Annotated in this window: 18 protein-coding genes; 2 read left to right on the top strand and 16 right to left on the bottom strand. The window is 71.6% G+C overall.

All coding sequences use genetic code 11. The annotated features are described in order from the left end of the window. Window positions 1–26: 26 nt before the first annotated feature. Together ACR807_RS28890 and ACR807_RS28885 are read right to left on the bottom strand one after the other, a co-directional pair. The gene (locus ACR807_RS28890) at window positions 27–410 is read right to left on the bottom strand and encodes an MmcQ/YjbR family DNA-binding protein (RefSeq protein ID WP_438924596.1); all 384 of its coding nucleotides are present in this window, start codon (window positions 408–410) and stop codon (window positions 27–29) included. Window positions 411–536: 126 nt separating this feature from the next. After that, a complete protein-coding gene (locus tag ACR807_RS28885; protein WP_438924602.1) occupies window positions 537–1,118 on the bottom strand; it encodes a LysE/ArgO family amino acid transporter in 582 nt (193 codons plus the stop codon). A 72-nt stretch (window positions 1,119–1,190) separates the two neighbouring features. On the opposite strand from ACR807_RS28885, the gene ACR807_RS28880 reads away from it, so the two are divergent. Next, entirely contained in the window at window positions 1,191–2,048 is an 858-nt protein-coding gene (locus tag ACR807_RS28880) for a LysR family transcriptional regulator ArgP (RefSeq protein WP_438924595.1), read from the top strand. On the opposite strand, the gene ACR807_RS28875 is transcribed toward ACR807_RS28880, so the two are convergent. After that, the gene (locus ACR807_RS28875) at window positions 1,986–3,164 is read right to left on the bottom strand and encodes a SagB/ThcOx family dehydrogenase (protein WP_438924594.1); all 1,179 of its coding nucleotides are present in this window, start codon (window positions 3,162–3,164) and stop codon (window positions 1,986–1,988) included. The genes ACR807_RS28880 and ACR807_RS28875 overlap by 63 nt on opposite strands. A 637-nt stretch (window positions 3,165–3,801) precedes the next feature. Here ACR807_RS28875 and ACR807_RS28870 point away from each other — a divergent pair. Beyond that, window positions 3,802–6,489 carry a lectin gene (locus ACR807_RS28870; protein WP_438924593.1) on the top strand — a complete coding sequence of 896 codons (2,688 nt, stop codon included), beginning with the start codon at window positions 3,802–3,804 and terminating at the stop codon, window positions 6,487–6,489. A gap of 67 nt (window positions 6,490–6,556) precedes the next feature. Here ACR807_RS28870 and ACR807_RS28865 read toward each other — a convergent pair whose 3' ends face one another. The 13 genes from ACR807_RS28865 to araB form a co-directional block, all read right to left on the bottom strand. Continuing rightward, window positions 6,557–7,372: a carbohydrate ABC transporter permease gene (locus ACR807_RS28865; protein WP_438924592.1), complete on the bottom strand. Its 816-nt coding sequence runs from the start codon at window positions 7,370–7,372 to the stop codon at window positions 6,557–6,559. Beyond that, window positions 7,369–8,301, bottom strand: coding sequence for a carbohydrate ABC transporter permease (locus tag ACR807_RS28860; protein ID WP_438924591.1), 933 nt, complete (start codon window positions 8,299–8,301; stop codon window positions 7,369–7,371). The genes ACR807_RS28865 and ACR807_RS28860 overlap by 4 nt, the downstream gene beginning before the upstream one ends. Then, complete coding sequence (locus ACR807_RS28855; RefSeq protein WP_438924590.1) at window positions 8,298–9,551, bottom strand: ABC transporter substrate-binding protein; 1,254 nt, start codon at window positions 9,549–9,551, stop codon at window positions 8,298–8,300. The genes ACR807_RS28860 and ACR807_RS28855 overlap by 4 nt, the downstream gene beginning before the upstream one ends. A gap of 44 nt (window positions 9,552–9,595) precedes the next feature. Continuing rightward, a complete protein-coding gene (locus ACR807_RS28850) occupies window positions 9,596–9,886 on the bottom strand; it encodes a substrate-binding domain-containing protein (protein WP_438924589.1) in 291 nt (96 codons plus the stop codon). Window positions 9,887–10,360: 474 nt separating this feature from the next. Continuing rightward, window positions 10,361–11,140, bottom strand: a complete 780-nt coding sequence (locus tag ACR807_RS28845) for a DeoR/GlpR family DNA-binding transcription regulator (RefSeq protein WP_438924588.1) — start codon at window positions 11,138–11,140, stop codon at window positions 10,361–10,363. Window positions 11,141–11,276: 136 nt separating this feature from the next. Beyond that, the gene (locus tag ACR807_RS28840; RefSeq protein WP_438924587.1) at window positions 11,277–12,380 is read right to left on the bottom strand and encodes a hypothetical protein; all 1,104 of its coding nucleotides are present in this window, start codon (window positions 12,378–12,380) and stop codon (window positions 11,277–11,279) included. 184 nt (window positions 12,381–12,564) lie between these two features. Then, window positions 12,565–13,779 (bottom strand): C39 family peptidase, encoded by a 1,215-nt coding sequence (locus ACR807_RS28835; protein WP_438924586.1) that lies wholly within the window; start codon window positions 13,777–13,779, stop codon window positions 12,565–12,567. Between the two features lie 51 nt (window positions 13,780–13,830). Then, window positions 13,831–15,045: a multiple monosaccharide ABC transporter permease gene (gene mmsB, locus ACR807_RS28830; RefSeq protein ID WP_438924585.1), complete on the bottom strand. Its 1,215-nt coding sequence runs from the start codon at window positions 15,043–15,045 to the stop codon at window positions 13,831–13,833. Continuing rightward, a complete protein-coding gene (gene mmsA, locus ACR807_RS28825) occupies window positions 15,042–16,568 on the bottom strand; it encodes a multiple monosaccharide ABC transporter ATP-binding protein (protein ID WP_438924584.1) in 1,527 nt (508 codons plus the stop codon). Before mmsA ends, mmsB begins: the two co-directional genes overlap by 4 nt. An 8-nt stretch (window positions 16,569–16,576) precedes the next feature. Then, complete coding sequence (gene chvE / locus ACR807_RS28820) at window positions 16,577–17,689, bottom strand: multiple monosaccharide ABC transporter substrate-binding protein (protein ID WP_438924583.1); 1,113 nt, start codon at window positions 17,687–17,689, stop codon at window positions 16,577–16,579. 34 nt (window positions 17,690–17,723) lie between these two features. Beyond that, on the bottom strand, window positions 17,724–19,232 hold the full coding sequence (gene araA / locus ACR807_RS28815) for an L-arabinose isomerase (RefSeq protein WP_438924582.1): 1,509 nt from the start codon (window positions 19,230–19,232) through the stop codon (window positions 17,724–17,726). A gap of 20 nt (window positions 19,233–19,252) precedes the next feature. Next, entirely contained in the window at window positions 19,253–19,906 is a 654-nt protein-coding gene (locus tag ACR807_RS28810) for an L-ribulose-5-phosphate 4-epimerase (RefSeq protein ID WP_438924581.1), read from the bottom strand. Further along, complete coding sequence (gene araB / locus ACR807_RS28805; protein WP_438924580.1) at window positions 19,907–21,565, bottom strand: ribulokinase; 1,659 nt, start codon at window positions 21,563–21,565, stop codon at window positions 19,907–19,909. Window positions 21,566–21,875: the final 310 nt, after the last annotated feature.

The following is a 21,875-nucleotide window of genomic DNA, read 5'->3' as shown; positions in this document are numbered from 1 at the left end:
GGCGCGCCCCGCCCGGGCGGGGCGCGTCACCGCCGGAACTCCGCCACCAGCCGCTTGGGCGCGCGGCACAGCCACGCCTCGGTGAGCAGTTCGCCCAGTTCGCCCTCCGGGATGTCGTCGAGCCGGACGAGCACGGCGGCGTAGCCGTCGAAGTGCGGGGTGGTGAAGTAGACCGCCGGGTCGTCCGCGACCAGCGCTTGCTTCACCCCCTCGTCCGCGACGCTCACGCCGAGGACCGGGCCGGACGGCGCGGCGTCGCCCAGGGTCTCGCGGTCCTTGCCGCGCAGCGGCCGTTCCCAGGCGAACGCCTTGTCCCGCACGCGCCACGCGGGCAGACCTTCGTAACTCGGTCGCTCCGCCGTCTCCGGCAGCGCCAGGGCCAGCCGTCGCACGTCGTCCCAGGTAGCCATGGGCGTAGACGATAGACCCCGGCAACCGTTGGCGAGGCCAATGCACTCCCCCGCGGACCGGCGAGCCGCCCGGCACCGGTCGCCACTACGGCGACCCGCACGACCCGGACCGCGAGCGCGGGGCTTTCAGAGGACCAGCGAGACCCCGGTCGCGGTGACCACCACGGCGACCGCCGCGTCCAGCACCCGCCACGCCGAAGGACGCGTGAACGTGCCCGACAGCCGGCGCGCGCCGAACCCGAGGGCGCTGAACCACAGCGCGCTGGCCGCCATCGCCCCCGCGCCGAACCACCACCGGTCACCGCCGAACGCGGTCGACGCGGTGCCCAGCAGCAGCACGGTGTCCAGGTACACGTGCGGGTTGAGCCAGGTCAGCGCCAGGCACGTGACGACCGCCGCCGACGCCGCGCCGCCGAGCCGCAGCGCCGCCGGCCGCAGCACCCGGCGCGCGGCCAGCACGCCGTAGCCCACCAGGAACGCCGCGCCGACCCAGCGGACCACCTCCAGCGCGGTCGGCCACGCCGAGAGCGCCGCGCCGACCCCGCCGACGCCCAGGGCGATGAGCAGGGCGTCCGACCCCGCGCAGATGGCGACGATCACCGGCACCCGTTGCCGCAGCACGCCCTGCCGCAGCACGAGGGCGTTCTGGGCGCCGATCACCACGATGAGGGACAGTCCGGTGCCGAGCCCGGCGAGCAGCGCGTACATCACACCGGGAACGGTAGGAACCGCACGGCATTAAGACCAGCTACAGTTCCTCAAGTACCGTAAGCAGTCGTGATGCTGGACCCGGAATGCGTGCGCACCCTGCTGGCCGTCGTCGACGAGGGCACGTTCGACGCCGCCGCCAGAGCGCTGCACGTCACGCCCTCCGCCGTGAGCCAGCGCATCAAGCAGCTGGAGCAGCGCACCGGCCGCGTGCTGGTGGTGCGCGCCAAACCCGTCCGCCTCACCGAGTCCGGCGCGGTCATCGCCCGCTACGGCCGCCAGCAGGCCCTCCTCGACCGCGACGCGCACACCGCGCTCGGCCTCGCCGCGGACCCCACCCCGATCGCCGTCGCGGTCAACGCCGACTCGCTGTCCACCTGGTTCCGCCGCGTGGTCAAGGAACTCGCCGGCGACGACGGCCTGGTGCTGACCGTGCGCCGCGAGGACCAGGACCACACCGCCGACCTGCTGCGCCAGGGCCTCGTCGTCGCCGCCGTGACCTCCTCGCCGCGACCCGTGCAGGGCTGCCGCGCCCGGCCGCTCGGCAGCATCCGCTACCACGCCGTCGCCTCCCGGCGGTTCGCCCGGCGGCTCGACGCCGGCACGCCGCTGCACGAGGCGCCGGTGATCGTGTTCGACGAGAAGGACGACCTCCAGGACGCGTTCTGCCGCACCGAGACCGGCCACCCCGCCTCGTCCCACCGCCACCACCTGCCCGACGGGCACGTGTTCGAGGACGCCGTCGTGTCCGGCGCGGGCTGGGCCCTGCTCACCGAGCACCAGGTCGCGCGGCACCGCGGCCTCGTGCACCTCGCCCCCGGCCGGCCGGTCGACGTGCCCCTGCACTGGCAGCAGTGGAAGCTCGACTCACCGCCCCTGGCCCGCGTCGCCGACGCCGTCCTGCGCGCCGCGGCGGCCGAGCTGCACTGACCCGGTGGACGGGACGGCGAGCGTGGTGGGGTGGCCGAAGGTCGCCATCGTCGCCGGCGGCGGCGCGTACCGGGTCTCCGCGGCCGGCCACCCCGCGGCGAGCACGTAGAGCGGGACGCTCCCCGTGCCGTCCACCCCGCAGCGCTCCGCCACCTCGACGTCGTGGAACGCCCCCGTCTGCGCCGGACCCAGGCCGAGCGCGGTGGCGGTCAGCGCGAAGGTCTGCCCCAGGTGCCCCGCGTCGAGCAGCGACACGCGGTAACAACGCGGGTGGTGGTACTTGTACGACATCCGCTCGACGACCGCGACCAGGACGACCAGGAACGCCGCCCCCGCCACCCAGTCCTGGTCCGTGCACAGGTGCGCCGCCTCCTGGGGCGAGAACCCCGGCGAGCGCAGCTCCAGCGAGTGCTCGCGGGCGTTGTAGTGGTACAGGCCCGGATCGACGCCCTCCACGTTCAGCGCGCCGACGTAGGCGTCGATCTCCTGCCGCGAACCGCCGGAGGGGCTCGTGCGGCGGAACAGCGCGCCACGACCGCAGTCGATGAAGTCGACCGGGCCGAACACGGTCGACAGCAGCGTCGCGAGGACGTCCCGCGGAACCGGGTCACCGGTGAAGTCGCGGTGCGTGCGACGCCCGTAGAGCACCTGGTCGAACGGGGCGCGCAGGTCACCGGGACGACGCGGCAGCAGCACCCGCTCGGCGTCCGGGTAGCCGGTGAACATCGCGGGCAGCGGCTCGTCCGCGCCCCGCACCTCCTGCTCCTCCTCCGGGTCGTCCTCGGACAGCAGCGTGCCGTAGTGGAAGAACGACGCCTCGGGCATCCAGTGCTCCCACACCCGCGCGACGCGGTCGTCCAGCGCGGCACCGGGGCTGTCCTCGGCCAGCAGCAACCCCGTCCGGGACATGCCCTCCACCGCCTCGTCGACCGTGTCGCGGCTGAGGTGACCGAGCAGTTCGGCGGCCTTGGCGGGTTCGGTCCAGTCGTCGAAGGCGGACAGCACCTCCGCCGCCACCGGGTGCAACGCGACCGGCGTGCCGCCCGGGTAGGGGTGGACGACGAACGAACCCCCGTGCCAGTAGCACATGACGCAGGTAGCTCGGCGGAAACGCACGGGACGGCCCCCTCGGGCGACGCGAACGGGACAACGCGGGACGGACAACGCAGGACGGGCGACACGGGACGGGCGACACGGACAGGGCGACACGGGCAGGGGCCACGACCTCGGCTCGGGGTCGTGGCCCCCCACACCCGCGGCTCATCGACCGTTGTAAGACCAGTACCAGTACCTGTTGCGACACCGGTCCTTGCGGACCACCGGCTCCGCCTTCATCGAAACAGTGCGCATCCTCTACACCTCCCCGCCCGTCGGGCGGCGACCGGGGGTTCGATCCCGACCACCGCTTCTTCCCTTGCGGGAGAACGGTTTCCCCGTCGCGGCGGCGGTGAACGGCGATCCGCGACGACAACCCGTTCCAGCAACGACTTTCGGCGGTGGTGCGGCACTCGTCACGGCTTCCAGGCCTTGCACCCGGCTGCCGTACACCAGGACGGGTGAGATCGCTCGACACGACTACTTTCTGTAAACACTGAAGTAATCAATACGGATGATTTCCCGGCCCATCGTGTCCGTTGAGCAGCGCCGGGCCAACCGCGTTCGCCCGCGCAGCGGTTCCGCCACCGGCGCGCCACGCGGGACAATCCGGTGCCGACAACGTTGTCAGCGCTTCCTCTCCCTGTCGGAGGAACCCATGCGTCTCCGCTCCGCGGCGGTCGCCGCCCTCACCCTGGCCGCACTCGCCGTCCCGATCACCGGCACGGGCGCGGCCCTCGCCGTCACCGATCCCGCCCAGCACGTCAACCCGTTCGTCGGCACCCGCCCCGGCGGTCCCGACTTCGGGCACGGCGGCGGCGCGGGCAACACCTTCCCCGGCGCCGTCGCGCCGTTCGGCATGCTCCAGTGGAGCCCCGACACGGTGACCCACCAGCACGGCGGCTACCACTACGACGACAACCGCATCCGCGGCTTCAGCCTCACCCACCTGTCCGGTCCCGGGTGCAGCGACTTCGGCACCGTCCCGTTCATGCCGTCGCTCGGCACGAGCCCCGTCGCGCACTCCACCTTCTCGCACGCCGACGAGCAGGCGTCGCCCGGCTACTACTCGGTGCGGTTCGGCAACGGCATCCGCACCGAGCTGACCTCGAACCCGCGCTCCGGCGTCGCCCGCTTCACCTACCCCGCCGGGCAGCGGGCCTCGCTCACCGTCGACGCCGGCCGCGCGTTCAACGCCGCCTCGGGCTCGATCACCGTCGGCGCGGACACCCTGTCGGGCTACACCGACAGCGGCGGGTTCTGCGGCACGGGCAACCGGTACCGGCTGCACTTCCACGTCGCCTTCGACCGGCCCTTCGCGACCGCCGCCACCGTGCTGGACGGCTGGGTGCGCGACGACCCCCACGTCGAGGGCGGCAGCACCGGCGGTGCGCCCGTCGCGCCCAAGACCGCGCAGAGCCAGGGCGTGCCCGCGCCGAGCGCGACGGCCGAGGACGTGCGCCCGCTCGCGGCGGCGGCGTTCGTGTCGTTCGACGCCACCACCGTGACCGCCCGCGTCGGCATCTCGTTCGTCAGCCTCGACGGCGCGAAGGCGAACCTGGCCGCCGAGACCGGCACGAGCTCGTTCGACGCGGTCCGCGCCGCCGCCCGCGACGCCTGGAACGGGTGGCTCGGCCGGATCGACGTCACCGGCGGCACGACCACGCAGCTGCGCACCCTCTACACCTCGCTCTACCACTCGCTGCTGCACCCCAACGTGTTCAGCGACGTGGACGGCCGGTACACCGGCTTCGACCGGCAGGTGCACACCACCTCGCGGACGCAGTACGCGAACTTCTCCGGCTGGGACGTCTACCGCTCGCAGGTGGCGCTCGTCGCGCTCCTCGCACCACAGGTGGCCGCCGACATCGCCCAGTCGGCCGTCAACCAGGCCGCGCAGGGCGGCTACTTCGACCGGTGGACGGTCGCCAACGGCGGCACGGGCGTGATGAACGGCGACCCGATGGCGATCGTCGTGTCCACCGCGCACGCGTTCGGCGGCACCGGGTTCGACACCGCGGACGCCCTGCGGCGCATGGTCGCCGGGGCGCACGACGTCCGCCAGCGCCCGGGGTGGTTGCAGTTCGACCAGTACGGGTACGTGCCGACCGGGCTGCCCGACGTGTGGGGTTCGGCGGCGACGACCCTGGAGTACACCAGCGCCGACTTCGCGATCTCCCAGTTCGCCGCCCGCCTCGGCGACGCGGCCACCGCGGAGACCTTCCTGCGCCGCGCGCAGCACTGGCGCAACCTGTTCGAGTCGGGCGCGAAGTACCTCAAGCCGCGCAACGCCGACCTGGGCTGGCCCGCGTTCAACCCCGTGCAGGAGAACGAGTACGTCGAGGGCAACGCCGCGCAGTACACGTGGATGGTGCCGTACAACCACCGCGGCCTGTTCGACGCGATGGGCGGTGACGCGGCCGTCGTGTCCAGGTTGGACACCTTCTTCACCGAGCTGAACGCCGGGCCGGAGAAGCCCTACGCCTACCTGGGCAACGAGCCGACGCTCAACACGCCGTGGGCCTACGCCTACGCGGGCGCGCCGCACCGGACGCAGGACGTGGTGCGCCGCGCGCTGACGTCGATCTTCACCCCGGTCCCGGAGGGGCTGGTCGGCAACGACGACCTCGGCGAGATGTCGTCGTGGGCGGTGTGGGCCGCGCTCGGCCTGTACCCGCAGGCACCCGGCCGGGCGGAGCTGGTGGTGGCGAGCCCGCAGTTCCCGACGACCGTCGTCAAGCGGGGCAACGGCGCGACGATCACCATCACCGCGCCGCAGGCGTCCGACGTGGACAAGTACGTGCAGTCGCTGCGCGTGGACGGGGTCGCGTCCACCCGGCCGTGGCTGCCCGCGTCGTTCGTGGCGCGGGGCGGCGCGCTCGACTTCACGCTGGGCGCGACGGCGTCGGGCTGGGGTTCGGCGCCGGCCGACGCGCCGCCGTCGTTCGACGTGGGCCCGGAGCGGGCGCGCTCGGGCGCGGTCGTCGGCCTGGCCGCGAAGTGCCTCGACGCGGAGCCCGCGGGTCCGACCGACGGCGCGCCCGTGCGGCTGTGGGACTGCAACGGGTCGGCCGCGCAGCAGTGGACCCTGGCGCCCGACGGCACGGTCCGCGCCCTGGGCCGCTGCCTGGACGTGAGCGGCAGCTCGCGGGCGGACGGCGCGAAGGTGCAGCTGTGGACGTGCAACGGGACGGGTGCGCAGCAGTGGTGGCCGAAGGGCGGGGCGCTGGTCAGCCCGGCGTCCGGCAAGTGCCTGGACGTGCCGAACAGCAGCACGGTCAACGGCGTCCAGCTCCAGCTCCACACCTGCAACGCCACGGCGGCCCAGCGGTGGAGGGTGCCCTAGGGGGTAATAGGCCGGTCGTCACGGCTCTCCCAACACGTGACGACCGGCCGCAGCAACCGCGAGGCGCCTACTTCACTCCGCCCGCGGTCAGGCCCGCGATGATCCTGCGCTGGAACAGCAGGACCACGACGACCAGCGGCACGGTGACGACCACGCCGGCCGCCATCTGGGTGCCGAATGGCTGGTCGAACCCGTACGCGCCGGTGAACCGGGAGATGGCCACCGTCGCCGTCTGCATCGACTTGTCGTTGACCATGGACAGGGCGATGATGAACTCGTTCCACGCCGCGATGAACGTGATGATCGCGGTGGTGAACACGCCCGGCGCGGCTAGCGGCAGGATCACCTTGCGGAACGCCTGGCCGCGCGTGCAGCCGTCGATCATCGCCGCCTGCTCCAGCTCCTCGGGCATCTGCCGGAAGAACGCGGTCAGGTTCCACACCGCGAGCGGCAGCGCGAAGGACAGGCTGGGCACGATCATCGCCTGGTAGGTGTTGATCCAGCCGATGTCGGTGAACAGCGCCAGCAGCGGCACCAGCAGCGAGATGCCGGGGAACATGGACGTGGCGATGATCAGCGCCGCGACCGCGTTCTTGAACCGGAAGCGCAGGCGCGCCAGCGCGTACGACGCCGAGACGCCGATGACCAGCGTCAGCACGGTCGTCGTGCCGGCCACCACGAGGCTGTTGAGCAGCGACCGCCCGAACCCGACGCCCGGCGCGAACACGGCCGTGAGGTTGTCCAGCGAGAACGGCGCCGGCAGCACCGTCAGCTCGAACTGGTCGGCGGGGCGCCGGAACGCCGACACCGCCATCCAGTAGAACGGCGCCAGGCAGTAGAGCAGGATCACGCCCAGCCCGGCGTACTTCACCCCGGCCCTCATCTGCGCGCCCTCTCCCGAGCGGCCCCGATGACGTCGGCCCCGAGGAGCCGGACGAACACCAGGGCGGTGACCGCCACGTACAGGAACAGCACCGTCGCGTAGGCCGCCGCCGGGCCGAACCTGAGGTTCGACGCCTCCTCGAAGGCCACCATGGACAGCGTCTCCACCGACTCCTTGCGCTGGCCGATGAGCACGAACGGCAGGTCGAACATGCGCAGCGCGTCGAGCACCCGGAACAGCACGGCCACCAGCAGCGCGGGTTTCACCAGCGGCAGCGTGATGCCCCAGAACTGGCGCCACGGCGACGCGCCGTCCACCCGGGCCGCCTCGTACACGTCGTTCGGGATGATCTGGAGGCCGGCGAGGACCAGCAGGCCCACGAACGGCGCGGTCTTCCACACGTCGGCGAGGACGACCGCGAACTTCGCCTGCCACCCCTCGGTGGTCCACAGGACCTGCTGCCCGATGACGGCGTTGGCCACGCCGTCGGCCTGGAAGATCCACTTCCAGAGCAGCGCGGACACCGCGGTCGGCACGGCCCACGGCACCAGGATGCTCGCCCGCACGACGCCGCGGAAGCGGATCGCGTGGTGCATCACGAGCGCCATGCCGACGCCGATGAGCACCTCCAGCGCCACCGTGACGACGGTGAACACGGTGGTGTTGGTGAACGCGTTCCAGAACCGGTCCGCCGCCTCGCCGGCGAAGAGGGACAGGTAGTTGTCGAGGCCGACGAACCGCGTGCCCTCCACGACGAAGCCGCTCTCGTCGAGGGAGGAGCCCTCCTGGAACACCGACTCGCGCAGCGCCGCCACCAGGGGGTACCCGACCACGAGGCCGAGCACCACGAACGTCGGGGACAGCAGCGCCGCGGCGAGTCGCCCCGCGCCCGAGGTGGCACCCCGGGCGCGGCGGGCGACCGCCGTCACTTGATGAGCTCCTGCAACTTCGCCTGGAGGTCCTTCAGGGCCTGGTCACTGGTCTTCGTGCCGGTCAGGGCGGCGTAGGCGGCCTCCTGGATCGCCGTGGTCACGTCGCCGTACTTGACCGCCTGCGGGCGGGGCTTCGCGGACAGGATCGACGCCTTGAGGGTCGGCAGGTACGGGAACTCGGCGATGAGCTCCTTGTCGTCGTACAGGCTCGCCAGGGTCGGCGCCTGCGAGGTGGCGAGCAGGTTGGAGCGCTGCGACGCCTCGCCGGTGAAGAACTTGATGAAGTCGAGCGCGGTGGCCTGGTTCTTGCCGAACGCGGAGATCGCCAGGTTGTGGCCGCCCAGGGTGGAGCTGCCGGGGCCGTTCAGGCCGGGCAGCGGGGCGACGTCGAACTTGTCCGCGACCTGCGAGGAGCCGTCGGTCTTGCTCGCCAGGTTCCACTGGTAGGGCCACTGGCGGTGGAACAGCAGCTCGCCCGCCTGGAACGCGCGGCGGCCCTCCTCCTCCTTGTAGGTGATGGCCTTCTGCGGGATGACGCCCTGCTGGAAGGCGGTCACCAGCGCGTCGAGGCCCGCCTTGGCCTCCGGCGAGTCGACGACCGGCTTGCCGTCGGGGTCCACGACGTCGCCGCCCGCGGAGTGCACGGCCTCGTCGAAGTTGACCGTCAGGCCCTCGTACTTCTCGAACTGGCCCGCGTAGCAGCCGATGGCGGGCTGGCTCGCCCGGACCGCCTGGCAGGTGGAGATCAGCTCGGCCCACGTCTTGGGCGGCTGCGCGCCGGCGGCGGCGAGCAGGTCCTTGCGGTAGTACAGCAGGCCGCCGTCGGAGTAGGCCGGCACGGCGTAGAGCTTGTCGCGGTACTTCGCGGTGTCGACGGCCGGTTCGAGGAACCCGCCCAGCTCGAACTGGTCGGTCGGCAGCTCGACGACCCAGCGGTTGGCCGCGAACTCGGCGGTCCACACCACGTCCAGGTTGAGGATCGTGTACGCGTCGGACTTGACCTGCGCGTTCTGCACCATCTGCTGGCGCTGCGCGTCGGCCGACTCCGGCAGCTCGACGATCCGGACCTTCTGGTCGGCGTGCTCGGTGTTCCACTGGTCGACGAGCTTCTGCATGTTGCCGGACGTGTCCTTGCCGGTGGCGAACGTGATCTCGCCCCGGCCCTGGAGCGCACCGGCGGGCTGCTCGCCCCCTTCCCCGCCGCTTCCGCAGGAAGCGAGGAGAACTGCTGCTCCCAGCGCTGCCACGCCCCTGCTCACGGGGTGTCGCAACGCCGTTGTCCGAACGCCCATCACGCTGACTCCCATCGATCCACGTCCTGCTCTCCCAAGCGGATCGGGGCGCTGCCGCGACTGACCACCTCGCCGGTCAACAGGACTCCCCGATCGCCGTTCGCACTGTCGAGCAGGTCCACCGCGGTGCGGGCGGACCTCTCGACGGGTTGCCGCGCAGAGATGGGTCCGCCGTCCACAACGGACGCCGGCGGCGAGTCGTCGAAACCCGTCACCGCGATGTCCGTGCCCGGCCGCGGCCCCTGGCGGCGCACTTCACGCAGCACACCTACCGCAAGTGGATCACCCACGCGATCACCGCGTCCGGTGCGACTTCGGGTTCCAGAAGGGCCCGCGTCGCCCGACCGCCCGCCTCGACGCCGGCCGCCTCTGCGGACGCGAGCCGGTCCGGCGGCAGGCCGAGCGGCTCGACAGCCCGGGCGGACCCGTTCGCGGGTGGACGGGTCGACCCGCCGCGGCACGTCGGGAACGTTCGGGACGGTCGGCCGGGACACGCCGGTGCGCAGGGCGACCTGGCGGGTCGTCACGGGGACGCCTGGGCGAGCCATGGCCTGGTCCTTCCCGCTTCGCCACTGTGGTCACGGAGTGCGCACGACCGGTCACCCGGACGGCGGTTTGACCGTTCGAAAGTGGCGCACACTGTGGCCCGCGCCACAGCGCTGCGTCAAGAAGTCGGATACCGACGTGACCGGACCGCAACGGAGGGGTGACGCCCGCGTATCACATGGCCGGCTGTCGACACCGGGTGCCGGACCGCTCCGGCGTCAGACGCGGACGACCTCGACGCCGCGCTCGGCGAAGCGGCGCACGTCGTCCTCGGTGGCGCCGGTGTCGGTCACCAGCACGTGCACCAGCCCGATGGGGCAGATCTCGGCGAACGCCCGCGCGCCGATCTTCGACGAGTCGGCCACCACGACCACGTGCTGCGCGCGGTCGGCGAGCATCCGGTTGACCTCGGCCTCGCCCTCGTGGTCGGCGTACGCGCCCGCGTCGGCGTCGATCGCGTCCACGCCGAGGAACACCACGTCCAGGTTCAGCCCGCCCAGGATCTTGCCCGCCAGGGGGCTCATCAGCTCGTAGGACTGGGGCCGGGCCACCCCGCCGGTCACCACCAGCTTCACCTGCGGCCGCACGGCCAGTTCGCCGGCGATGTTCAGCGCGTTGGTGACCACGGTGAGCACGCCGTCGCCCTCGACGTCGGCGTTCGCCACCAGTGCCCGCGCCACCTCGGTGGTGGTCGTGCCGCCGTTCATGCCGACCACCGCGCCGCGGCCCACCCGTTCGGCGGCGGCCTTCCCGATCCGCTGCTTCTCCCCCGCGCGGCGCACGGTCTTGTACCGCTGCGGGAGGTCGTAGGCGACCTCCGAATGGGCGACCGCGCCGCCCCGGGTCCGGGTGAGCAGCCGCTGCCCCGCCAGGTGGTCCAGGTCGCGGCGGATGGTCGCCCCGGAGACGTCCAGCTCGGCCGCGATCTCGTCGACCTCGACCCTGCCCCGCTCGGCCAGCAGCTCCAGCAGTGCGTTCAGCCGCTCGTACCGGTTCACGCGGCCACCTCCAGCCCCAGGGTCCATGCAGATTACTGATGGGTCGGGGTGAACGGAACGGTTCGGCGGGCACCGGCCGGGACGCCCGCGCGACCCGGTTCGCCCAGGTCGTCCCGGTGGTCCCGGCCGGTGGCCGTCAGCAGACGCTCTGCGTGCTGTTGACCAGCGTGTTGTTGCGGAACGTCGTGTTCGTCCCGCACGGGCTCTCGCGGATGGCGGAGTTCGTCACCCGCAGGTTCTGCACGACGACGTCGCGCGTCACCGGGAACTCGGTGCGCGCCGCGAGCCGGATGTCGCCGGGGCCGGTGACCGTGCCGCCCTGCGCGGCGAGGTTCACGTTGTAGCAGTTCTCGATGAGGATCGCGTTGCCGCCGGTGTTGGCGATGTCGATCCGGTCGATCTGGAGCCCGCCGCTCTCCGAGACGCAGAAGATGCCCCGGCCGCCGCCGCGGGCGATGACCTGGCCGACCCGGACGTTGATCGGGTAGCCGTCGCCGATCCGGCCGTTGCGGTTGGCGGTGCGGAACGCGGCGTAGCCGGTGCCCGAGCCCGCGTTGTCGGCGTCGACCGTGCCGACGGTGGCGTTGATCGTGTCGTTGAGCAGCAGGCCCGACTCGCCGACGCCGCGCGCCACGACGGTGCCGATGGTGAGCCCGTCGAGCCCGTAGGTCTCCACGGCGTGCGAGCCGGCGCCCTGGACGTAGGCGTGGTCCAGGCGGATGTTGCGGCTGCGCTGGCTCGTGTCGCCGCGGTTGTCGATGCGGATGCCGAGACCGCTCGACAGGCGCATGGTCACGGTGCCGATGGCGACGTTCACGACGTTGCGCATGAAGATGCCGTACAGCGGCGTGCCGGTGACGGTGAGGTTCTGGATCTCGATGTTGTTCACGCCCCGCGCGTAGACCGGGGCGTAGTCGCCGGACCCGGAGCCGGAGACGTTGATGGTGCCGCAGACGTCGAGCGTGGTGTAGCTGCGCATCGAGTACCGCTCGCCCGCCGGGATGGTGCCGGAACCCCGGACGACGATGCGCTCCTTGGACGTGCGGTTGGCGGTGAGGCTGTCGTTGGCGGCCTGCATCGCGGCGCGCAGGCTGCTGCCGGTGTAGACGGTCCGGCTGCCGTTGCGCGCGGTCCAGCTGCTGCCGGAGCCGGTCACCTCCGCGTTGAACGACCCGTCGCCGCAGGCGGCCTGGGCCTGCGGCGAGCCGACCGTCAGGAGCGCCGCGGTCAACGCTGACACGGCGAGTAGTGATCTCATGGAGCGATCTCCTTGGTAAGCGCTTTCCTGAGGTGGCGGCGGATCTCCCCGCGGTCCGGGTGCAGGAGAACCTGGGAACGCTCCCAGGCGGTCACCCAGTCAAGCGAAGGAGCACGACCGCGTCAAGCCCGCGCCGCGCGGGCGCCCACCTCGGCGTCCGCGCGTCTCACTTGGTGATGATGTAGGCGATGCCGCCCGACCCGCCGGCCACCGTGCCGTCCGCGAGGTGTCGTCGGGTGCGCAGCCAGGTGTTCTCGAACTGGCGGCGGTCGTAGACCCGGCGCACGGCCGCGTTCGTCGGGGACGCGGGGTCGTTGGCGATCACGTCGCCCTCCTCGGTGAACCCGACGACGACCATGATGTGCCCCGCCGTGCCGTAGCCCGCGCCGTCCAGCTCGTCCTCGCGGAACGACTGGGAGGTGACCACCGGGACGCCCCGGGCGATCCAGGACTCCAGTTCGGGCAGCGACCGCAGGCGGGTGACGTGCGCCTTGAGCCCGAAGCTCGCCGCGTACGCGGTGTTGAACGGCCAGTTGCCCGCGCCGCCGTAGTCCTGGTCGTAGGTGTGCCGGGCCGCGTGGTCGACGACGCGGTCCGCGTGCCCGGGGTCCACCCAGGACAGCTCGTCCTCGGTCGGCCCCCGCCCGTGGTGCTCCACGACCATCGTGGTCGACGTCGGGCTGCACCACGCCTCGCCGCCGCCGTCGTACTCCGGGTAGTGCCCCTCGTGCACGTTCTGCGAGTACCGGGGCACGGGCAGCTCGACCCCCCGCGCCACGCCCGGCGCGCTCGCGGGCACCTCGAAGCGGTCGGGCACGGCCGAGGCCATCGCGCCCGCCATCCGCAGCAGCGGGGTCGCCGTCGTCCCGGCGGCCCGGTACAGCGTCACGCGCAGCCGGTAGGCCCGCAGCGGCTGCTTCGCCACGAACGTGTCGACGTCGACGTAGCCGTGCTCGTCGTCCTGGCCCGGCACGGACGTCCGCCGCACGTCGGCGTCGCCGAGCGCCCACCGGCCCATCACGTACCAGCCCGTCCCCCCGCCCGTCCCGTCCCGTCCCAGCTCCACCTGGAGCCACGTGCCGGCGGGCGTGTCGGCGTTCCAGGAGGCGACCGCCTGGGTGGCGTCGAACCCGGTGACCCGGCGAGGCGAGGTCCACCGGGCGTACTCGTACGGCCGGCCTCCGTGCTCCAGCACGCCGACCGGCCGGCGCACCACCAGGCCGCCGCGCGCGAACGCGGTGCCCTCGTGCGTGCCCGCGAGGAGCTGCGCCGACCGCCACTCGCGGTAGTCGACGCGAGCGCCCCCGGCCACCGCGACGGGCGTCGCGGTGAGACCGAGGGCGAGGGCGGCCAGCAGGACCCTGATGACGGACGTGGTCATGTGGGCGATTGTCGCGCCGGCACTACATCAAGTAATCATCCGACCAGGTGGTCATGCGCGGCGCTTCGTCCACACGTCGTAGGCGACCGCCGCGAGCAGCACCAGGCCCTTGACCAGCATCACCTGTTCGCTGGGCGACCCGATGAGCGACATGCCGTTGTTGATCACGCCCATGATGAGGCCGCCGGTGATCGCGCCGACCACCTTGCCCACGCCGCCCTGCACGGCCGCGCCGCCGATGAACGCCGCCGCGATCGCGTCCAGCTCGAACGACGCGCCCGCCGTCGGACCGGCCTGGTTGAGCCGGCCCGCGAAGATGATGCCCGCCAGCGCCGCCAGCACGCCCATGTTCACGAAGATCCAGAACGTGACCTGCTTGACCTTCACGCCGGACAGCGTCGCCGCCTGGAGGTTGCCGCCGATGGCGTAGACGTGCCGGCCGAACACCGACCGGTCCGCCATCACCGAGTAGCCCATGACCAGCACGGCCAGCAGCACGAGCACCCACGGCAGGTTGCGGAACCGGGCCAGCTGCACCACCACGGCCAGCACGACCACCGCCGCCAGCACGATCTTCAGCACGAACACCGGGAACGGGTCCACGACCTGCCCGTAGCCCAGCCGCGCCTTGCGCCGCCGCCACTGGGTGAACGCGAACCCGGCCACCACGGCCACGCCGACCAGCAGGCTCACCAGGTCCGCGCCGCCCAGCGGGCCGAGGCCCACGTTGCCCAGGTAGCCGGAGGTGAAGCCGTTGGCCAGGGTGCGGATCTCGTCCGGGAACGGCCCGATGCCCTGGTTGCCCAGCACGGTCAGGGTCAGCGCCCGGAACACCAGCATGCCCGCCAGCGTCACGATGAACGCCGGGATGCCGAAGAACGCCACCCAGTAGCCCTGGGCCGCGCCGATCACCGCCCCCGCCGCCAGCGTGATGAGCACGGCGAGCCACCACGGCACGCCCATCTTCACGGTCAGCACCGCGCAGATCGCGCCCGTCAGCGCCACCACCGACCCGGCCGACAGGTCGATGTGCCCGCCGATGATCACCAGGATCATGCCGATCGCCAGGATCAGCACGTAGGAGTTCTGGACGATGATGTTCGAGATGTTCTGCGGCTGGAGCAGCGCGCCGTCGGTCAGCACCGTGAACAGCACCACGATGAACGCGAACGCCACGTAGATGCCGGACTGCCGGATGTTGATCGTGAACCGGCGCTGCGGCCCGGCCGGCGCCTTCACCGCCTCGGGGGCGGTCTTGGTGGTCATGAGGTCTGTCCCTGGGTCATGTGGTGCATCAGGCGTTCCTGGGTGGCTTCGGCGCGGGTCAGCTCACCGGTGATCCGGCCCTCGGACAGGGCGTACACCCGGTCGCACAGGCCGAGCAGCTCCGGCAGCTCGGAGGAGATGACCAGCACCGCGCGACCCTCGGCGGCCAGTTCGTTGACGATGGAGTAGATCTCGTACTTGGCGCCCACGTCGATGCCGCGCGTGGGCTCGTCGAGGATCAGCACGTCCGGGTCGGTGTACATCCACTTGGCCAGCACGACCTTCTGCTGGTTGCCGCCGGAGAGCGTGCCGACCGTCGTGCCGACGCCCGGGGCGCGGATGCCCATGGACTTCCGGAAGCGCTCGGCGACCGAGAACTCCTCGTTCTCGTTCACCCACCCGCGCGTGGCCAGCTTGCCGAGCCCGGCCGCGGACACGTTGCGCTTGATGTCCTCGATGAGGTTGAGGCCGTAGCGCTTGCGGTCCTCGCTGACGTAGGCCAGGCCGTGCCGGATCGCCTTGCGGACGGTGCGCGTGTCGATCTCGCGGCCCTCCTTGAGGACCCGCCCGGACACGCCCACGCCGTACGTGCGGCCGAACACGCTCATCGCCAGCTCGGTGCGGCCCGCGCCCATCAACCCGGCCAGGCCCACGATCTCCCCGCGCCGCAGCACGAGGTTCGCGCGGTCCACGACCACCCGGTCGGGCTGCGACGGGCTGTGCACGGTCCAGTCCTCGATCCGCAGCACCTCCTCGCCCACCTGCGGCGTGCGCGGCGGGAAGCGGTGCTCCAGGTCGCGGCCGACCATGCCGGAGATGATCCGCTCCTCGGTCACCTCCGCCGCGGGCAGCGTCTCGATCGTGCGGCCGTCGCGCAGGATCGTGACGCTGTCCGCGATGCGCTTCACCTCGTTGAGCTTGTGCGAGATGATCACCGAGGTGACGCCCTGCTCGCGCAGGCCGTCGAGCAGGTCGAGCAGGTGCGCGGAGTCGTCGTCGTTCAGCGCCGCGGTCGGCTCGTCCAGGATCAGCAGCCTGACGTCCTTGGCCAGCGCCTTGGCGATCTCCACGAGCTGCTGCTTGCCCACGCCCAGCTCGTCCACCGGCGTCGTCGGGTTCTCCCGCAGGCCCACGCGGGCGAGCAGCTCGCCCGCCGCGTGGTTGGTGCGGTTCCAGTCGATGAACCCGCGCGTCGCCCGCTCGTTGCCGAGGAACAGGTTCTCCGCGATGGACAGCTGGCCGCACAGCGCCAGCTCCTGGTGGATGATCACGATGCCGCGCCGCTCGCTGTCGCGGACGCCGGCGAACGAGCACGGCTCGCCCTCGAAGGCGATCTCCCCCTCGTAGGAGCCGTGCGGGTGCACGCCGGAGAGCACCTTCATCAGCGTCGACTTGCCGGCGCCGTTCTCACCGCAGATCGCGTGGATCTCACCGCGCCGCACGGCGAGCGAGACGTCGCGCAGCGCGGTGACCCCGGCGAACCGCTTGGTGATGCCGCGCATCACCAGGATGTCGTCGGACATGATCCGGTCTACCTCAACTGGTCTTCGGTGTAGTAGCCGGTGTCGACCAGGACCTGCTTGTAGTTGTTCTTGTCGACGATGATCGAGTCGAGCAGGAACGACGGGACGACCTTCACGCCGTTGTCGTAGTCCTTCTCGTTGTTGACCTGCGGCTTGCCGCCCTTGAGCACGGCGTCGGCCATCTCCACGGTGGCCTTGGCCAGCTCGCGGGTGTCCTTCTGGATGGTCGAGTACTGCTCGTTCGCGACGATCGACTTCACCGAGGCGACCTCGGCGTCCTGGCCGGTCACGACCGGGTACGCGGTGCCGCCGGTGCCGTAGCCGCTGCTCTTGAGCGCGGACAGGATGCCGATCGACAGGCCGTCGTACGGGGAGAGCACGCCCTGCACCTGGGCGCCGCCCTGGTAGGTGGAGGTCAGCAGGTCCTCCATGCGGCGCTGCGCGGTCGCCGGGTCCCAGCGCAGGATCGACACGGTCTTGAAGTCCGTCTGACCGCTCTTGACGACCAGCGTGCCCTTGTCGATGTGCGGCTGGAGCACGGACATCGCGCCGTTGAAGAAGAACGTGGCGTTGTTGTCGTCCGGGGAACCGGCGAACAGCTCGATGTTCAGCGGGCCGGTCGCGGTGCCGGGGGTGCCGTCGGCGTTGAGCACCTTCAGGCCGGTGAGCAGCGACGTGGCCTGCTGCACGCCCACCTTGTAGTTGTCGAACGTCGCGTAGTAGTCGACGCTGTCGGTGTTGCGCAGCAGCCGGTCGTAGGCGATGACCGGGATCTTCGCGTCCTCGGCCTGTTCGAGCTGGGAGGTGATCGCGGTCCCGTCGATCGAGGCCACGATGAGCAGCTTGGCGCCCTTCGTGATCTGGTTCTCGACCTGGTTGGCCTGCGTCGGGATGTCGTTCTCGGCGTACTGGAGGTCGACCTTGTAGCCCTTGGCCTCCAGCGCCTTCTTGATGTTGTCGCCGTCGTGGATCCAGCGCTCGGACGACCGGGTCGGCATGGTCACCCCGACCAGCGCGCCCTCGGTGGAGCCGCTCTGCTGGTCGACGGTCTTCTCCGCCGAACCGCAGGCGGACAGCACGAGGGCGGCCGCGGCGATGGCGGCGTACCGCGGAAACTTCATCGTTTCTCTCTCCCTTGATGGTGCCCGGTGTGGGCTAGTGCAGACCCTGCGCCAGGCGGAAGTACGCCTGGTTCCAGCGCAGGCGGTCGGCGAACGACGCGGTGGTCGTGTCCCGGTCGATGACGACCAGCTCGGTGTGCACCATCTGCGCGAAGTCGCGCAGCGTCTCGGCGCCGACGGCCTGCGTCATCACGGTGTGGTGCGGGCCGCCCGCGGTGAGCCAGGACTCGGCGGAGGTGGACAGCGACGGCGCGGGCTTCCACACCGCGCGGGCCACCGGCAGGTTCGGCAACGGCTCGTCCGGCGGGACGACCTCGACCTCGTTGGCGACCAGCCGGAACCGGTCGCCCAGGTCGGCGAGACCCACGACGACGGCGTCACCCGGGTTCGCGTCGAACACCAGGCGCACCGGGTCCTCCCGGCCGCCGATGCCCAGCGGGTGGATCTCGCACGACGGCCGGTCGGCGGCGATCGTCGGGCACACCTCCAGCATGTGCGCGCCGAGGATCTTCGGCTCGCCGGGGCCGAAGTGGTAGGTGTAGTCCTCCATGAACGACGTGCCGCGGCCCGTGCCCGCGCCCATCGCCTTGACCGCGGCCAGCAGCGCCGAGGTCTTCCAGTCGCCCTCGCCGCCGAAGCCGTAGCCGTCGGCCATCAGCCGCTGCACGGCCAGGCCGGGCAGCTGCCGCAGGCCGCCGAGGTCCTCGAAGTTCGTGGTGAACGCGCCGAACCCGCCGTCGGTGAGGAAGCGGCGCAGGCCGGCCTCGACGCGGGCCGCGTAGCGCAGCGAGTCGTGCCGCTCCCCGCCCTTCGCCAGCCCCGGCGCGAGCCGGTAGGCGTCGGCGTAGTCGGCGACCAGCAGGTCGACCTCGTCGTCCGCCACCGCGTCCACGACCTCGACCAGGTCGTTGACGCCGTAGGTGTTGACGCTGACGCCGAACCGCAGCTCGGCCTCCACCTTGTCGCCCTCGGTCACCGCGACGCCGCGCATGTTGTCGCCGAACCGGGCCAACTTCAACCCGTTCAGGTGACTGCGGCCGGCTGCGGCCCGTACCCAGCCGTCGATCCGCTCGGCCAGCACCGGGTCGGACGCGTGGCCCGCGACCGTCTTGCGCGGCACGCCCAACCTGGTCTGGATGAACCCGAACTCGCGGTCGCCGTGGGCGGCCTGGTTGAGGTTCATGAAGTCCATGTCGATGCTCGACCAGGGCAGCGCCTGGTTGAGCTGCGTGTGCAGGTGCAGCAGCGGCTTGCGCAGCACGTCCAGGCCCGTGATCCACATCTTCGCGGGCGAGAACGTGTGCATCCACGCGATGACGCCGATGCACGCCGGGTCCGAGTTCGCCGCGAGCATCACGTCGCGGATGGCCCCGGTGTCGGTCAGCACCGGCTGCCACACCACCTCGGCGGAGAGCTTCCCCGACTCGGTGAGCATGCGCTGGATCTGCTGCGACTGCTGGGCGACCTGGTCGAGCGTGTCCGGTCCGTAGAGGTGCTGGCTCCCGGTGAGGAACCAGACCTGCGGCTTCGCAGCAGAGGACATGCGGGGCTCCCCTCGTGGGCTCATTGCCCGTAGACGTTCTGGTAGCGCGCGTACAGGCTGTCGACGTGGTGCTGCTCGATCGGCTCGGGCGTCCCGAGCTGGTGTGCGAAGTGGACGGTACGCGCGACGTCCTCCAGCATCACCGCCGCCTTCACCGCGGAGCGGGCGTCCTTGCCGATGGTGAACGGGCCGTGGCCCTTCATCAGCACCGCCTTGGACCGGCTCGCGCGCAGCGTCTCCACGATGCCGCGGCCGATCGAGTCGTCGCCGATGAGCGCGAACGGCCCCACCGGGACGTCCCCGCCGAACTCGTCCGCGATCATCGTGAGCACGCAGGGGATGGGCTCGCCCCGCGCCGCCCACGCCGTCGCGTACGGGGAGTGCGTGTGCACCACGCCGTTCACCTCGGGCATGTGCCGGTACACGTAGGCGTGCGCGGCGGTGTCCGAGGACGGGGCGTAGTCGCCCTCCACGAGGTTCCCGTGCAGGTCGGTCACGACCATCGCCGCGGGAGTCAGCTCGTCGTAGGACACGCCCGACGGCTTGATCACCATCAGGTCCTGCCCCGGCACCCGCGCGGACACGTTGCCCGCGGTCCAGATGACCAGCCCGTAGCGGGTCAGCTCGCGGTGCAGGTCGGCGACCGTGCGCCGGAGGTCCTCCACTGCGGTCATCTACTTCCCCTCCTTGACCGCGCGGCGCAGCGCCTTGAGCCGGTGCATGACCTCGTTCGCGCCGCGCCCGAAGTGGTCGTGCAGCTCCTGGTACTCGACGAACAGCCGCTCGTACGCCTCGACGTTCTCCGGGATCGGCCGGAACACCCCGCGCCGCACCGAGCCCATGGCCCGCGCGGCGGCGTGGATGTCCTCGTGCGCCTTCGCGGCGACCGCCGCGTGCAGCGCCGACCCGAGCGCCGGGCCCTGCTCCGAACCGATCACCGACAGCGGCATGTCCAGCACGTCGGCGTAGATCTGCATCAGCAGCCGGTTCTTCACCAGGCCGCCCGCGATCACCAGCTCGGTGACCGGGATGCCCGCGTCGGTGTAGGAGTCGACGATCACCCGGGTGCCGTAGGCGGTGGCCTCCAGCAGCGCCCGGTAGGTGTCCTCGGCGCGGGTGGCCAGCGTCTGGCCGACGACCAGGCCGGACAGCTCGTGGTCCACCAGCACCGACCGGTTGCCGCTGTGCCAGTCCAGCGCGATCAGGCCGTGCTCGCCGATGGCCTGCCCGGCGGCCAGCTCGGTCAGCAGCTCGTGCACCGAGACACCGCGCTCGCGCGCCTGCTCGTGGTAGGCGGGCGGCACGTTGTGCTCGACGAACCAGGCGAAGATGTCGCCCACGCCGCTCTGCCCCGACTCGTAGCCCCACAGGCCCGGTACGATGCCGCCCGGCACGACCCCGCACATGCCGGGCACCTCGCGCAGCTCCGCGCCGTTCATCACGTGGCACGTCGAGGTGCCCATGATCGCGACCATCTGCCCCGGCTCGACCGCCTGCGCGGCGGGGGCGGTGACGTGCGCGTCGACGTTGCCGACCGCCACCGCGATGCCCGGCATGAGCCCGGTCCAGGCGGCGGCCTCCTCGGTCAGCCCGCCCGCCCGGTCGCCCAGCTGGCCCAGCGGGTGGTCCAGCTTGTCGGCCACGAAGTCCGCGAAGTCCGGGTTCAGCGCCGCCAGGAACTCCCGCGAGGGGTACCCGTCCTGGTAGATGCCCTTGTAACCGGCCGTGCACGCGTTGCGCACGTACTGGCCGCACAGCTGCCAGACGATCCAGTCCGCGGCCTCGACCCAGTGGTCGACCGCCGCGTAGACGTCGGGCGCCTCCTCCAGCAGCTGGAGGCCCTTGGCGAACTCCCACTCCGAGGAGATCAACCCGCCGTAACGGGGCAGCCACGCCTCGCCGCGCTCCTCGGCCAGGGCGTTGATCCGGTCGGCCTGCCCCTGGGCGGCGTGGTGCTTCCACAGCTTGACGTAGGCGTGCGGGGTGCCCGCGAACTCCGGCAGCTCGTTGAGCGGCGTGCCGTCCGACCTGACCGGCACCATCGTGCAGGCGGTGAAGTCGGTGCCGATGCCGACCACGTCCGCCGGGTCCACCCCCGCGTCGGCCAGCGCCGCCGGGACGGCGTGCCTGAGCACGTCCACGTAGTCCTGGGGCACCTGGAGGGCCCACTCCGGGGGCAGGGGGGTGCCGTCGGGCAGCGCCCGGTCCAGCACGCCGTGCCGGTAGTCGTGCACGCCGGTGCCCAACTCGGCCCCGTCGCGCACCCGCACCACCACCGCGCGACCGGACAACGTGCCGAAGTCGACACCCACCACCAACGGTTCGCTCGCCATGGACAGTGAGTGTTATCGCTAACATTCATCACGTCAAGACCTGCCCGCAACGTGCTCTTAACGACTTGGTGAGCGTGCACAAAAGCGGACACGCGCCCCGGCCACCCGACACCAGCCTAGGCCCCACCGAACCCCACGCGGAACCCAAGCCCACTCCCACCCCCGCGAGCCACACCCCCACCCCCGCGAGTCATGCGCTCACACCCCGCGAGTCATGCGCTCACACCCCGAGAGTCCAACACCCGGGCCCCGAGAGTCGTACCTCCAGGTCCCGAGAGTCGTACGTCCAGGACCGGTGAGTTCTTCGTTC

This window comes from Saccharothrix sabaoui (genome assembly GCF_051756985.1).
GTDB lineage: Bacteria > Actinomycetota > Actinomycetes > Mycobacteriales > Pseudonocardiaceae > Actinosynnema.
This window is presented reverse-complemented; position numbering and strand designations above follow the sequence as displayed.

Bases quoted from the DNA above. Each gene is read 5' to 3' on its own strand.
- ACR807_RS28890 (WP_438924596.1), bottom strand. From the start codon at position 410: ATGGCTACCTGGGACGACGTGCGACGGCTGGCCCTGGCGCTGCCGGAG.
- ACR807_RS28885 (WP_438924602.1), bottom strand. From the start codon at position 1,118: ATGTACGCGCTGCTCGCCGGGCTCGGCACCGGACTGTCCCTCATCGTG.
- ACR807_RS28880 (WP_438924595.1), top strand. From the start codon at position 1,191: ATGCTGGACCCGGAATGCGTGCGCACCCTGCTGGCCGTCGTCGACGAG.
- ACR807_RS28870 (WP_438924593.1), top strand. From the start codon at position 3,802: ATGCGTCTCCGCTCCGCGGCGGTCGCCGCCCTCACCCTGGCCGCACTC.
- ACR807_RS28865 (WP_438924592.1), bottom strand. From the start codon at position 7,372: ATGAGGGCCGGGGTGAAGTACGCCGGGCTGGGCGTGATCCTGCTCTAC.
- ACR807_RS28835 (WP_438924586.1), bottom strand. From the start codon at position 13,779: ATGACCACGTCCGTCATCAGGGTCCTGCTGGCCGCCCTCGCCCTCGGT.
- mmsB (WP_438924585.1), bottom strand. From the start codon at position 15,045: ATGACCACCAAGACCGCCCCCGAGGCGGTGAAGGCGCCGGCCGGGCCG.
- mmsA (WP_438924584.1), bottom strand. From the start codon at position 16,568: ATGTCCGACGACATCCTGGTGATGCGCGGCATCACCAAGCGGTTCGCC.
- chvE (WP_438924583.1), bottom strand. From the start codon at position 17,689: ATGAAGTTTCCGCGGTACGCCGCCATCGCCGCGGCCGCCCTCGTGCTG.
- araA (WP_438924582.1), bottom strand. From the start codon at position 19,232: ATGTCCTCTGCTGCGAAGCCGCAGGTCTGGTTCCTCACCGGGAGCCAG.
- ACR807_RS28810 (WP_438924581.1), bottom strand. From the start codon at position 19,906: ATGACCGCAGTGGAGGACCTCCGGCGCACGGTCGCCGACCTGCACCGC.
- araB (WP_438924580.1), bottom strand. From the start codon at position 21,565: ATGGCGAGCGAACCGTTGGTGGTGGGTGTCGACTTCGGCACGTTGTCC.